The organism is Nocardia jiangsuensis (assembly GCF_042650385.1).
GTDB lineage: Bacteria > Actinomycetota > Actinomycetes > Mycobacteriales > Mycobacteriaceae > Nocardia > Nocardia jiangsuensis.
Window position 1 is genome coordinate 597,949 of the sequence record NZ_JBHSAX010000019.1, and the last position, 11,605, is coordinate 609,553.

Annotated in this window: 11 protein-coding genes; 7 read left to right on the forward strand and 4 right to left on the reverse strand. The window is 74.0% G+C overall.

Annotation, left to right across the window (positions count from 1 at the left end; all coding sequences use genetic code 11):
* Nucleotides 1-2 precede the first annotated feature (2 nt).
* Nucleotides 3-758 carry a GAF and ANTAR domain-containing protein gene (locus ACFO0B_RS25915; RefSeq protein ID WP_378615214.1) on the reverse strand — a complete coding sequence of 252 codons (756 nt, stop codon included), beginning with the start codon at nucleotides 756-758 and terminating at the stop codon, nucleotides 3-5.
* Nucleotides 759-1,045: 287 nt separating this feature from the next.
* On the opposite strand from ACFO0B_RS25915, the gene ACFO0B_RS25920 reads away from it, so the two are divergent.
* Nucleotides 1,046-2,245 carry an AI-2E family transporter gene (locus ACFO0B_RS25920; RefSeq protein ID WP_378615216.1) on the forward strand — a complete coding sequence of 400 codons (1,200 nt, stop codon included), beginning with the start codon at nucleotides 1,046-1,048 and terminating at the stop codon, nucleotides 2,243-2,245.
* 3 nt (nucleotides 2,246-2,248) lie between these two features.
* Here ACFO0B_RS25920 and ACFO0B_RS25925 read toward each other — a convergent pair whose 3' ends face one another.
* Together ACFO0B_RS25925 and ACFO0B_RS25930 are read right to left on the reverse strand one after the other, a co-directional pair.
* On the reverse strand, nucleotides 2,249-4,339 hold the full coding sequence (locus ACFO0B_RS25925) for an amylo-alpha-1,6-glucosidase (RefSeq protein ID WP_378615218.1): 2,091 nt from the start codon (nucleotides 4,337-4,339) through the stop codon (nucleotides 2,249-2,251).
* The gene (locus ACFO0B_RS25930; RefSeq protein WP_378615219.1) at nucleotides 4,336-5,496 is read right to left on the reverse strand and encodes a glycosyltransferase family 4 protein; all 1,161 of its coding nucleotides are present in this window, start codon (nucleotides 5,494-5,496) and stop codon (nucleotides 4,336-4,338) included. The genes ACFO0B_RS25925 and ACFO0B_RS25930 overlap by 4 nt, the downstream gene beginning before the upstream one ends.
* A 361-nt stretch (nucleotides 5,497-5,857) precedes the next feature.
* Between ACFO0B_RS25930 and ACFO0B_RS25935 the strand changes: the two genes are divergently transcribed.
* The 5 genes from ACFO0B_RS25935 to ACFO0B_RS25955 are packed head-to-tail and all read left to right on the forward strand — an operon-like array spanning nucleotide 5,858 to nucleotide 9,480.
* Nucleotides 5,858-6,154: a DUF6285 domain-containing protein gene (locus tag ACFO0B_RS25935; protein WP_378615221.1), complete on the forward strand. Its 297-nt coding sequence runs from the start codon at nucleotides 5,858-5,860 to the stop codon at nucleotides 6,152-6,154.
* Nucleotides 6,151-7,146: a phosphotransferase family protein gene (locus tag ACFO0B_RS25940; protein ID WP_378615223.1), complete on the forward strand. Its 996-nt coding sequence runs from the start codon at nucleotides 6,151-6,153 to the stop codon at nucleotides 7,144-7,146. Before ACFO0B_RS25935 ends, ACFO0B_RS25940 begins: the two co-directional genes overlap by 4 nt.
* An 11-nt stretch (nucleotides 7,147-7,157) precedes the next feature.
* Complete coding sequence (locus tag ACFO0B_RS25945) at nucleotides 7,158-8,420, forward strand: acyl-CoA dehydrogenase family protein (RefSeq protein ID WP_378615225.1); 1,263 nt, start codon at nucleotides 7,158-7,160, stop codon at nucleotides 8,418-8,420.
* A 42-nt stretch (nucleotides 8,421-8,462) separates the two neighbouring features.
* Nucleotides 8,463-8,816 (forward strand): ArsR/SmtB family transcription factor, encoded by a 354-nt coding sequence (locus ACFO0B_RS25950; protein ID WP_378615227.1) that lies wholly within the window; start codon nucleotides 8,463-8,465, stop codon nucleotides 8,814-8,816.
* On the forward strand, nucleotides 8,806-9,480 hold the full coding sequence (locus tag ACFO0B_RS25955; protein ID WP_378615229.1) for an SRPBCC family protein: 675 nt from the start codon (nucleotides 8,806-8,808) through the stop codon (nucleotides 9,478-9,480). Before ACFO0B_RS25950 ends, ACFO0B_RS25955 begins: the two co-directional genes overlap by 11 nt.
* Nucleotides 9,481-9,571: 91 nt before the next feature.
* Here ACFO0B_RS25955 and ACFO0B_RS25960 read toward each other — a convergent pair whose 3' ends face one another.
* Entirely contained in the window at nucleotides 9,572-10,069 is a 498-nt protein-coding gene (locus ACFO0B_RS25960; protein WP_378615231.1) for a TspO/MBR family protein, read from the reverse strand.
* A gap of 89 nt (nucleotides 10,070-10,158) precedes the next feature.
* Between ACFO0B_RS25960 and ACFO0B_RS25965 the strand changes: the two genes are divergently transcribed.
* Nucleotides 10,159-11,604, forward strand: a complete 1,446-nt coding sequence (locus tag ACFO0B_RS25965; protein ID WP_378615233.1) for a carboxylesterase/lipase family protein — start codon at nucleotides 10,159-10,161, stop codon at nucleotides 11,602-11,604.
* Nucleotide 11,605 lies beyond the last annotated feature (1 nt).

The following is an 11,605-nucleotide window of genomic DNA, read 5'->3' on the forward strand; positions in this document are numbered from 1 at the left end:
CGCTACCGCTCGCCCGCGCGCGCCGCGGCGAAGGCCAGCACCTCGGCGGCGTCCACCGAGCGCTCCACCACGTCGCGGGAGAGCTCGGGCAGCCGGCGCCGGTGGTGGCGGGCGTAGCCGCGCAGCGCGGCGAACGCCGTCTCCGGGTGCAGCTCGCCCTGCGCCGAGAGCACGCCCTTGGCCTGCTCGATCACGATCCGGGACTGCAGCGCGGTCTGCAGCTGGTTGTTCACCGTCCTGGTGTCGGCCAGTTGCCTGGCCCGCAGCAGCGCGATCGCGGCGATGTCGGCCAGCGCCTGGCCGACCGCGAGATCGTCGTCGGACAGGTGCGCCTCGGGGTCGGTGCTGAACAGGTTCATCGCGCCGAGGCGATCGTCGCGCAGCCGCAGCGGCAGCGCGTAGACCGAGCGCAGCCCCTGCTCGTAGGCGGTGTCGGCGAACTCCGGCCAGCGCTCCCGGTCGCGCTTCAGGTCCTCGGTGACGACCCGCTCCGCGGTCCGGTAGGACTGCAGGCACGGCCCGTTGCGGGACTGCAGCTGCAGCAGCTCCAGCCAGCGCGCCGTCTCGTCGGTCGAGGCGAAGACCTGGAGGTCGCCGTGCTCGTCCACCAGCAGCACCGCGCCGTTGTCGGCGGGCGGCAGCAGCTCGACGGCACGGTCGAGCAGGTACTGCACCAGGTCCATCGGGTCGTAATCGTCGACGAGTGTGTCCGCGAGGCGGACGAATGCCGCCACCAACTCCGCTTCCCGGCGCGCCATTCCTCCCACTTCCTTCCAGCTCCGCCGGGCCCGTCGGGGCCCGGTGCCGGGACGCCGCCCGGCCGTGGTTCGTGATTGCCCCGCAATTTTTCCGTCAATCCCGTCGGAAATCGAAACAGCGTCCCGGCGTGGCGCAGCACACGCCGGATGGAAGGTGATGCGCGCGTGCCTTTCTCACCTGATCGGTCACGTTTGCGCGCATCGGCAGCGGGCATCGCGGCAGCCGTGACCAGACAACCCGACCCGGCCCGGCGCGGATTCGCGCCCCGTCGTGCGAAACTGACCGCGTGAGCGCGGAAGACGCCGTCGAACACGGCACCCGAAAGCCCGAGCAGGCGCGTGACCGGGGCGAGGTGATCGGCAGCGGGTTCCTCTGGCTGGCCAAGTGGTCGCTGTGCCTGGTCGCGATCGCCGCCGGAGCCTGGGTGCTCGGCTACCTCATCGCCAAGTTCTGGGTGATCCTGCTTCCGGTGGCGTTGGCCATCGTCGTGTCCACCGTGCTCTGGCCGCCGACCCGCTGGATGGTGAACCACGGGCTGCGGCCCGCCCTCGCCGCCACCATCTCGCTGCTCGGCTTCATCGGCGTCCTGGCCGGGGTGATCGCGCTGATCGTCCCCTCGGTCGTCGACCAGGCCCCCGACCTGGGCGACAAGTCCACCGAGGGCGTCAATCAGGTGCGCGATTGGCTGCGCGGCCCGCCGCTGCGGGTCCGCGACGAACAGCTCGACTCGGCGGTCGACGCCATCGTGCAGCGGCTGCAGTCCAGTGCCGAGCAGATCGCGGGCGGGGTCTTCACCGGTGTCACCACCGCCACCTCCGCGCTCATCGGCATCTTCCTGGTGCTGGTGCTGGTCTTCTTCTTCATCAAGGACGGGCCGCGGTTCCTGCCCTGGCTGCACCTGCTGCTCGGCAGCCGCAGCGGGCGCCACGTCGAAGAGGTGCTCAACCGGATGTGGGTCACGCTCGGGGGCTTCATCCGCACCCAGGCGCTGGTCAGCCTGATCGACGCGATCTTCATCGGTGCCGGGCTGGTGATCCTCGGCGTCCCGCTGGCCATGGTGCTCGCCGTCATCACCTTCATCGGCGGCTTCGTCCCCGTGGTCGGGGCGTTCGTCGCCGGCGCGCTCGCGGTGCTGGTCGCGCTGGTCGGCAACGGGTTCACCACCGCGCTCATCGTGCTCGGGATCATCATCGCGGTGCAGCAGCTGGAGGGCAATGTGCTGCAGCCGGTGCTGCAGAGCCGCAGCATGAAGCTGCACGCGGTGGTGGTGCTGCTCGCGGTCACCGCGGGCAGCTCGCTCTACGGGATCGTCGGCGCCTTCCTCGCGGTACCGGTCGTGGCGATCGTCGCCGTGGTCGTGCGCTACATCGGCGAGCAGATCGACGTCGTCACCGAACCGGCCCCCGAAGCCACCGACGACAACCCGTCCCGGGCCGGGAAACCGGACGATGCCGCCGATGCCCCGGCCGGGGAGCGGACCGTCTGATTCTCAGCGGATGTCGAGGTGCCAGCCCGCGGGCAGCCCCTCGACCCGGGCGGTGTCGCCGCGGGCGATCACGTGCACGGTCGCCCCGCCCAGGCGCAGGTCGGTCAGCCGCACCTCGCCCCAGGCCGCGGGCAGCCGCGGGGTGAGCAGCAGGGTGCGGCGGGGCAGGTCGGGCTCGAGGCCGAGCAGCGCGCGGATCAGCAGCAGCGGGGCCGCGCTGGCCAGCGCCTGCGGCGAGCACGCCGCCGGATACGGGATCGGCGGGTCGAACCGGGCGCGCGGGAACCCGCAGAACAGCTCCGGCAGCCGCCCGCCGAACCGCTCCGCGGCGTCCAGCAGCCCCGCTGCCAGTGACTCCGCGAGCTCGGCCGCCCCGCGCACGTGCCGGTAGCGGGCCAGCCCGGCCACCGCGAGCGCGGTGTCGTGCGGCCAGATCGAGCCGTTGTGGTAGCTCATCGGGTTGTAGGCGCCCATCCCGTCGGCCAGCGTGCGCAGCCCGAACCCGCTGTTCATCGCCGGGCCGGCCAGCCGGTCGACCAGCTCCTCGGCGCGCTCGTCGGCCACGATCCCGGTCCACAGGCACTGGGCGGCATTGCTGGTCAGCGCGTCGATCTGCTGCTTGTCGCCGTCCAGGCCGAGGGCGTACCAGCCGTGCTTGGGAATCCAGAACGCCTCGTCGAAACGGGCCCGCAGCTCCTCGGCCGCCGCCCGCATCACCGCGCCGGTGCCCGCGTCGCCGAACGCCGCCGCCAGCTCCGCGCGCGCCAGGTACGCCGCGTACACGTACCCCTGCACCTCGGCCAGCGCGATCGACGGCCCGGCCGCGCGGCCCCTGGCATCGGTGACCGCGTCGAAGCTGCCCTTCCAGCCCTGGTTCACCGGCCCCTGATCCGAGAGCCGCCGGTACTCGACGAAACCGTCGCCGTCGCGGTCGCCGTACTCGGTGATCCAGCGCAGCGCCGCGTCCGCCGCGGGCAGCAGCGCCGCCACCTCGGCGTCGGGGGCGCCCCAGCGCCGCGCCTCGGCCAGCAGCACCACGAACAGCGGGGTGGCGTCCACCGAGCCGTAGGTGACCGCGTCGTGCCAGTCGCGGCCGCCGTGGCGCAGCTCGTGCATGATCCGGCCCGGCTGCTCCTCGGTGAAGGCGTCCACCCGCGCGCCCTGGGTCGCGGCCAGCTCGCGCAGCGTGGACAGCGCCAGCCCGTGGTCCAGCGGCAGCGTCATCCAGGAGGTGAGCAGGCTGTCGCGGCCGAACAGCGTCATGAACCAGGGCGCGCCGGCCGCCACGTAGCCCGCGCCCGCCGCGGAGTCCTCGATGCGCAGCGCGCCCAGGTCGGTGTCGGTGCGGCGCAGCACCAGATCCAGCGCGGGCGCCGTCGCGGTGAGCGCGGTGGGGGTGGCGCGCCAGTGCCTGGCCGGGTGCTCGGCGCAGCGGTCGAGGCAGGTCACCTCCACCCGGCGGTGCCCGCTGATCGGCTGCACCAGCAGCCGGGTCTCCCACTCGCCCTGCGCGGGCACCATCGCCTGCCACCGCAGCTGGCCGGGCACGATGACCGGGGCCGGGCCGGAGGCGCGCACCGCGACCCCGTGCCCGGTGCCGCTCTGGTCGTGCAGCAGCAGCTCGTGCTCGGCCGGGGTCGCCTCCACCGGAACCTGGTGCGCGCGGCCCTGTTTCACCGCGAGCAGCCCGGCGAAGTCGGCGTCGGCGTGCAGCACCAGCCCGAGCACGGTGTCCTCGTGGCCGAGGTTGCGCACCGTGATCGTCTCGGCCAGCCCCTCCCCGACCAATCGGCGCCGCTCGATCAACAGCGTGCTGTCGGCCAGCCCGGTCCGCGGCGGCACCCGCAGCACGAACCTGGCCTCGTCCGGCTCCGGCACGTCGAGCGCGAGCTGCTCGGCCGGGTGGCCGTCGACCAGGAGTTCCCAGCGCGACAGCAACCGGGTGTCGCGGTAGTACAGCCCGGCCGCCGCGCCGCCGATGTCGCCGCGCGGGTCCGAGGCGCAGAAGGTGGTGGCCTCCACCAGCGTCACCGTCTGCGGGCTGGTGTCGAAGGGCAGCTCGCCCCGGTGCGGCAGGGTCTGCGGCTCGGTCATGCGCTGCTCCCGGCCGCGACCGGTGCGCGGCGGGCGCGGACCGCGCGGTAGGCGTGCTCGTAGCCGGCCGCGAGCCGCTCCACCCCGAACCTGGTCTCCGCGGCGCGGCGGCAGTCGCGCGGGTCCAGCGCGGTCACCCGGTGCAGGGCGGCGGGCAGCTCGGCCGGGTCGTCGGCGATCATTCCGGTCACGCCGTGGGTGAGGATCTCGGGCACCGCGCCCGCGCGCAGCGCCACCACCGGGGTGCCGCAGGCCAGCGCCTCGATCAGCACCATGCCGAACGGCTCCTCCCAGCGCACCGGGAACAGCAGGCAGCGCGCCCCGGCCAGCAGCTTGCGTTTGGCGGTGGCGTCGGCCTCCCCGACCAGGGTGTCGGTGGGGCCGAGCAGCGGGCGCACGGTCCGCTCGAAGTAGCGGCGCTCCATCGGCTCGCTGCACTTGGCCGCCAGCACCAGCGGCACCCCGGCGGCGTGCGCGGCGTGCAGCGCCAGATCCGGCCCCTTGTCCGGGGAGAACCGGCCGAGGAACAGCGCGTAGTCGCCCTTGACCGGCTCGAACGGCCAGTCCGCCGGGCGCAGCGCGTTGTGCACCCGCCCGACCCAGTTCAGGTCGGGGGCGAGCGCGCGCTGGCGGTCGCTGATCGCGACCAGCCCGGCGCTGTCGCCGATCTCGCGGTAGTAGTCGGCCAGCTCGGAATCGACCGAGCCGTGCACGGTGATCACCGCCGGGATGCCGAGCCGGGCGAAGGCGGGTGCGTTCAGCGCGCCGGCGAAGGTGTGGTCGTGGATGACGTCGACCGGATCGCTCGCGTGCAGCTGCTCGATCGCGCGGCGCACCGCGAGTGCGTGCACCACCTCGGGGAAGGGCTCGCCGAGCCGGGCCGCGGCCGGGGTGTCGGAGACCGCGACGAAGCGGGCGCTGGTCCCGGGACGCCCGACGCCGAGCAGCGTCACCCGGTGCCCGCGCACCACCAGCGCGTCGGCCAGGTCGGCGAGCACCGCCTCCACCCCGCCGTAGCCGCTGGGCGGCACCTCGTAGTAAGGCGGGGCGACGAGCGCGATGTGCAGCCGGGACCCGTCCGGGCCCGGGGTGTCCGGCGGTCCCGGCGGGACGGGCGAACCGACCGCGGCCTGGCGTGTTCCGGACATCGTGCTCATCGGGCCTCCTCGTGCGTGGCTGCCGCCGGACGCGCGCGGCAAGGGAGCGATCGGACGTGATCGGTGGAGCGAGAAGGAAATATCGGGCGCAACGGTAACCGCTGCGCCGCCGCGGTGACCGGTATTGCGCCGTCGGCCTGCGAGTGTCGGCGCCGTCTCCTGGTTACGGGTCGGCAACTACCCGGGGCGGCGGCTGTGAAACCGGCGAACCGGAATCGCGCGCTGACCGGCGAAACCGGAAATCCCTCGCACGCAATGCGTCTCGGGGCCGCGCCCAGCAACTGACAGCACCTGCCCGCACACCTCCGTAGGATGCGCTACGGTACGAACGGCCACGACGATGTGACGGAAGGCGGCGCGGATGCAGTACCGTCCCCCGGCCCGGGAACTCCTCGACGACCTGGCCGAACTGCTCGGCGAGGTGCTCCTGCCCGCGCTCCCGCCGGAGCTGCGGCACCGCGCCCGCGTCGGGGCCAACCTGGCCCGCATCCTCGCCCGTGAAGCCGAGCTCGGCCCGGCTGCCGCCGAACGCGAACAGCGGGCCCTTGCCGCGCTGCCCGCGGGCGACGAGCACGCCGAATGGGCCGCCCTGGTCGAGATCGCCCGCGCCGACCTCGCCATCGCCAAACCCGGCTACGACGCCTGGACCGGCGAATGAGCCCCGACCTCGCCGCCGGGCTCGCCCGGCACCTGAGCGAGGTGCTCGGCGAGCCCGCCACCGTCGACACCGTGCAACCGCTCTCGGCCGGCGCGCGGCGGCGCAATATCGCCGTCGACGCCACCGTCGGCGGGCGCCGGCTCGCCCTGGTCGCCACCCTGGTGCCCGCCGGCATCCAGCTGCTCCCGGTCACCGCCGAGGCCGCGGTGCGCGAGCTGGCCCGCACCGCCGGGGTCGCGGTCCCGGAGCTGGTGAGCGTCTGCCCCGACCCCGCCGCCGTCGGCGAGCCCTTCCTGCTTTCGGCCCGGATCGAGGGCGAGACCGTCCCGCGCCGGGTGCTGCGGCTGGTCGCGGCCGAGAGCAACGGCGAACGCATCGCCACCCAGCTCGGCCACGCCATGGCCCGGCTGCACGCCGTCGACCCCGCGCTCGCCCCCGCCGAGCTGCCCGGCACCGCGGGCGGGAACCCGGCCGAAGCCGCGCTCACCGAGGCCGAGCGGGGCGTCGCTGCCCTGCTCGCCGACCGCCCCGCCTTCGCCTTCGCGCTGCGCCGCCTCGCCCGCGACGTCCCCGCCCCGCCCCCGCGCCCCGCGATCCTGCACACCGACCTGCGCAACGGCAACCTGATCGTCGGCCCCGACGGCATCCGCGCGGTCCTCGACTGGGAGGGCGCGCACCGCTACGGCGACCCCATGCGCGACGCCGCCTGGGCCGCGCTGCGCATGTGGCGTTTCGGTGCCGACGACCGCGAATTCGGCGGCTTCGCCGGACGCGAACCCTTCGTGCGCGGCTACACCGAGGCGGGCGGCGACTTCGACCCCGACCGCTTCCGCTGGTGGAAGACCCTGGCCACGCTGGCCTGGGGCATCGGGCTGGCCGGGCAGGCCGCCGCACACACCGACGGCAGCGTCCGCGACATCGTGATGGCCGCCAGCGGGCGGCGCATCCCGGAGATCGAATGGGACCTGCTCATGCAGACCCGGCCGTCCTGAGGAGGAGCACCATGGATTTCGAGCTGCCCGCCGCGCTCACCGCCTACCTCGCCGAGCTCGACGAGTTCATCGAGCGCGAGATCGTCCCGCTGCAGCACACCGGCGACAACAACCGCTTCTTCGACCACCGCCGCGAGGACGCGCGCACCGACTGGGACCGCGGCGGGCTGCCCGCCGCCGAATGGGAGGCGCTGCTCGACGAGGCCCGCCGCCGCGCCGACGCCGCCGGGCACCTGCGCTACCCCTTCCCGGTCGAGCACGGCGGGCGCGGCGGCGGCAACCTCGACATGGCCGTCATCCGCGAACACCTCGCCCGCAAGGGCCTCGGGCTGCACTGCGACCTGCAGAACGAGCACGCCGTCGTCGGCAACAACGTCGGGCTGCTGCTCATGCTCGAATACGGCACCGAGGCACAGCAGGCCGAATGGCTCGAGGACCTCGCCACCGGCGAGCGCGGCTTCGCCTTCGGCATCACCGAACCCGACCACGGCTCCGACGCCACCCACATGGAGACCACCGCCGTGCGCGACGGCGCCGACTGGGTCATCACCGGCGCCAAGACCTGGAACACCGGCATCCACCGCGCCGACACCGACCTGATCTTCGCCCGCACCTCCGGGCAGGCGGGCGACGCCACCGGCATCACCGCCTTCCTGGTCCCGGTCGCCAGCCCCGGCTTCACCGTCGAGGAATTCCTCTGGACCTTCAACATGCCCACCGACCACGCCCGCATCTCACTCGACGCCGTGCGGGTGCCGGACTCGGCGATCTTCGGCCGTGAGGGCCGCGGCCTCGCCGTCGTGCAGCACTTCTTCAACGAGAACCGGATCCGCCAGGCCGCCTCCAGCCTCGGCGCCGCCCAGTACTGCATCGACGAGGCCGTCGCCTACGCGGGCGAGCGCCGCACCTTCGGCAAGCGGCTCGCCGCCAACCAGGCCATCCAGTTCCCGCTGGTCGAGCTGCACACCCAGTGCGAGATGCTGCGCGCGCTCATCCACAAGACCGCATGGACCATGGACCGCGACGGCGCCTTCAGCGTCTCCGCCCAGGTCTCCATGTGCAACTACTGGGCCAACCGGCTCTGCTGCGAGGCCGCCGACCGCGCCATGCAGGTGCACGGCGGGCTCGGCTACTCCCGGCACAAGCCCTTCGAGCACATCTACCGCCACCACCGCCGCTACCGGATCACCGAGGGCGCCGAGGAGATCCAGCTGCGACGGGTTGCCGGCTACCTCTTCGGCTTCATGAAGCAGCAGGCACCCAAGGGGGTTTAATTCACTCTTGACTTATATAAGTTCTTCCTGAAATATCGGGATGTGCACGCGTTCGATGTTCTCGGTGACCCGGTGCGCCGGCGGCTGCTCGAGCTGCTGGCCGGCGGGGAACGCTCGGCCGGTGAGCTGGCCGAGCAGGTGCGGGCGGAGTTCGGGATCAGCCAGCCCGCCGTCTCGCAGCACCTGAAGGTGCTGCGAGACAACGGCTTCGCCTCGGTCCGCGCCGAAGGCACCCGGCGGCTCTACGTGGTCGAGCCGGAGCCGCTGCGCGAGGTGGACCGCTGGCTCGGCCACTTCCGGCACTTCTGGACCGCCCGGCTCCGCGCCCTCGACACCGAGATCGCCCGCGGCAAACGCACCCGACGAACCGAGGAAGGACCCCCCCATGACCGATGACCAGGTCACCGCACCCATCGATGTCGACCGGCAGCTGCACGAGGTGCGGCGCGGCGTCACCATCGGCGCGCACGAGACCGGCGCGGCCGCCGTGCCCACCATCGTCGAGCTGAGCGAGGTCTACGCCACCACCGTCGACGACCTGTGGGACGCCTGCACCACCGCCGAGCGGCTCCCCCGCTGGTTCGCCCCCGTCACCGGGGAGCTGCGGATCGGCGGCCGGTTCCAGGTCGAGGGGAATGCGAGCGGTGTGGTCGAGGAGTGCGAGCCGCCGCGCTCGTTCCGCATCACCTGGGAGTTCGGCGGGGCCGTCACCTGGGTCGACGTCGCGCTGGAGGCGGTCGGCGCCGAGGCGGCGCGGCTCACGCTGCGGCACTCCGGCGACACCCCCGCCGAGATGTGGGACCAGTTCGGCCCCGGCGCCGTCGGCCTCGGCTGGGACCTGGCGTTCCTCGGCCTCGCCTCGCACCTGGCCGGGCACGACCTGCCGCCCGAGGCCACGCAGTGGGAGCAGAGCGACCAGGCCAAGCGATTCATCCGCGCCGCGGCCGCGGCGTGGGGGCGGGCCGCCGTCGAGGGCGGGAGCCCGGAGCGGGACGCGCTCGACGCCGCCGATCGGACCAGGGCCTTCTACCTGGGCGAGGGGCCGGGCGCCGCGGGCTGAGCCACGTCGCGGGGCCTCGCGCGGCCAGCGCCTCGGTGGCGCGCATGGGCGAGCTGTGGTGCACGTGGGCGAGCCCGGGTGGCGGCCGGTGTCAGCGGCGGTTGCGGCGCCACAGGGCGGCCGACAGCACCGTCGCGAAGGCGCACCAGGCGGGGTAGGCGATCAGCGCGCGCCCGCGCGGGTCCGCCGCCGCCACCCGGCGGGTCAGGTCCGCGCTGCTCGCGGTGAGCGCAGCCGCGGTCAGGGTGGCGGCGCCGAGCCGGTGCGCGCGGAAGAACACCCAGCTCCAGCCCGCGTTCAGCACCAGGTTCGCGGCCAGCGCGCGCTGCACCCGCTCCGCGTAGCCGGGGTCGGGGGCGTTCTCCAGCGCCAGGGCCGAGGTGAACGCCAGATCGGCGTAGAGCAGTGTCCACGCCACCGGGAAGGCGGCGGGCGGCGGCTGGAACCGCGGCTTGCGCAGCTGCCGGTACCAGGCGCTGGCCGGCGCGGTCGCCGCCGAGCCGACCACCGCCGCGGTCGCCACCCCGAGCGTGGTCCTGGCCAGCGCGTCCGGCGCGGGCCACCGCCTGTCCTTCGCGATCGTGGCCACCTCGCTCCTTTCCGTCGTCCTTGGCATCGCGTACCCGGAGCCCGGCTACAGCAAACTGTGAGCGATCGCTCGGCGGGTAGAGTGCCCGGGTGATCGAGGTCAGGAGCGGCTGCGGAGCCGTCCGCGGGCACCGGACCGACGGCGGCGCCGTGTTCCGCGGCATCCCCTACGCGCTGCCGCCCTTCGGCCCGCGACGCTTCGGCGCACCCGTCCCGGTCCCGCCGTGGGACGGCGTGCGCGCGGCACTCGCGTTCGGTCCCTTCGTGCCCCAACCCGGCCACCCCGACAGCATCGGGCACCTCACCCTGAACATCTGGTCGCCCGCGCCGGGCGCTGCCCGGCTGCCGGTCCTGGTCTGGATCCACGGCGGCGGCTACTACGAGGGCGGACCGGACAATCCGCACCAGGACGGGACGATGCTTGCTCGCGCGGGAGTCGTGCTGGTGACGCTCACCTACCGGGTCGGGGTCGAGGGCTTCGCGCACCTCGACGGCGCCCCGGACAATCGCGGCATCCTCGACCAGCTCGCCGCCCTGCACTGGGTGCGGGAGAACATCGCCGCATACGGCGGCGACCCCGCAAACGTCACCGTGATCGGCCAATCCGCCGGTGCGGGCTGTGTCGCGGCGCTGCTCGCCATGCCCGCGGCACGCGGGCTCTTCCGCAGGGCCGTCCCGATGAGCGTGCCCGGCACCTTCTTCACCCCCGCGCTCGCCGCACGGATCGCCGCCGACATCGCCGCCCGGGTCGGGGCGCGCGCGACCCGCGCCGAGCTGTCCCGGTTCGCGCCGGGGGCGCTGGTGGCCGCGACCGGCGAGGTCATGGCGCGCATGCCCGAGTACACCGGCCGGTGGGGGCGCGTCGCGCTCACGCCGTCACCGTTCTCCCCCGTCGTGGACGGCGAGGTGCTCCCGTGCGATCCCTGGCAGGCGCTCGCCGGCGGCGCCGCGCGCGAGGTCGAGATCCTCACCGGGCACACCCGCGACGAGTACCGGCTCTTCGCCGCCGAGCCGGGCGCCGTCACCGACGAGCTGATCGACGCCGCGTTCCGCTGGTTCGCCGACCACGACCACTACCGCGCCGCCTACCCGGACGCGAGCCGCGCCCAGCTGCACGAGACGCTGCACGCCGACTGGCTCTTCCGCATGCCGACCCTGCACCTCGCCGACGCCGCGCACGCCGGCGGCGGACCGGTCCGGCTCTACGAGCTGTGCTGGAGCTTCCGGCACGACCAGGGCGCCTCGCACAGCCTCGACGTCCTGCTCCTCTTCGGCACCCTCACCGACGCCGACGCGCGCGCCCACCCGGCCGCCATCGCCGGTGCCGCCGAACAGCTTCCGGCGCTCGCCCAGCAGCTGCGCGACGAATGGGTGCGCTTCGCCCGCACCGGCGATCCCGGCTGGACCCGGTACGACCCCCACGCAAGGGCCACCCGGATCTACGGTGCCGAAGTGGTGACCGGGCGCTACCCGGAGGAGCCGTCGCGCGCCATCTGGCGCGAACACCGGTTCGGAGCACTGACCCCGCCGGGGTGAA

Excerpts from the sequence above, each read along its gene's own strand:
- ACFO0B_RS25945 (WP_378615225.1), top strand. The coding sequence starts at position 7,158 with ATGGATTTCGAGCTGCCCGCCGCGCTCACCGCCTACCTCGCCGAGCTC.
- ACFO0B_RS25930 (WP_378615219.1), bottom strand. The coding sequence starts at position 5,496 with ATGAGCACGATGTCCGGAACACGCCAGGCCGCGGTCGGTTCGCCCGTC.
- ACFO0B_RS25925 (WP_378615218.1), bottom strand. The coding sequence starts at position 4,339 with ATGACCGAGCCGCAGACCCTGCCGCACCGGGGCGAGCTGCCCTTCGAC.
- ACFO0B_RS25940 (WP_378615223.1), top strand. The coding sequence starts at position 6,151 with ATGAGCCCCGACCTCGCCGCCGGGCTCGCCCGGCACCTGAGCGAGGTG.
- ACFO0B_RS25955 (WP_378615229.1), top strand. The coding sequence starts at position 8,806 with ATGACCGATGACCAGGTCACCGCACCCATCGATGTCGACCGGCAGCTG.
- ACFO0B_RS25915 (WP_378615214.1), bottom strand. The coding sequence starts at position 758 with ATGGCGCGCCGGGAAGCGGAGTTGGTGGCGGCATTCGTCCGCCTCGCG.
- ACFO0B_RS25935 (WP_378615221.1), top strand. The coding sequence starts at position 5,858 with ATGCAGTACCGTCCCCCGGCCCGGGAACTCCTCGACGACCTGGCCGAA.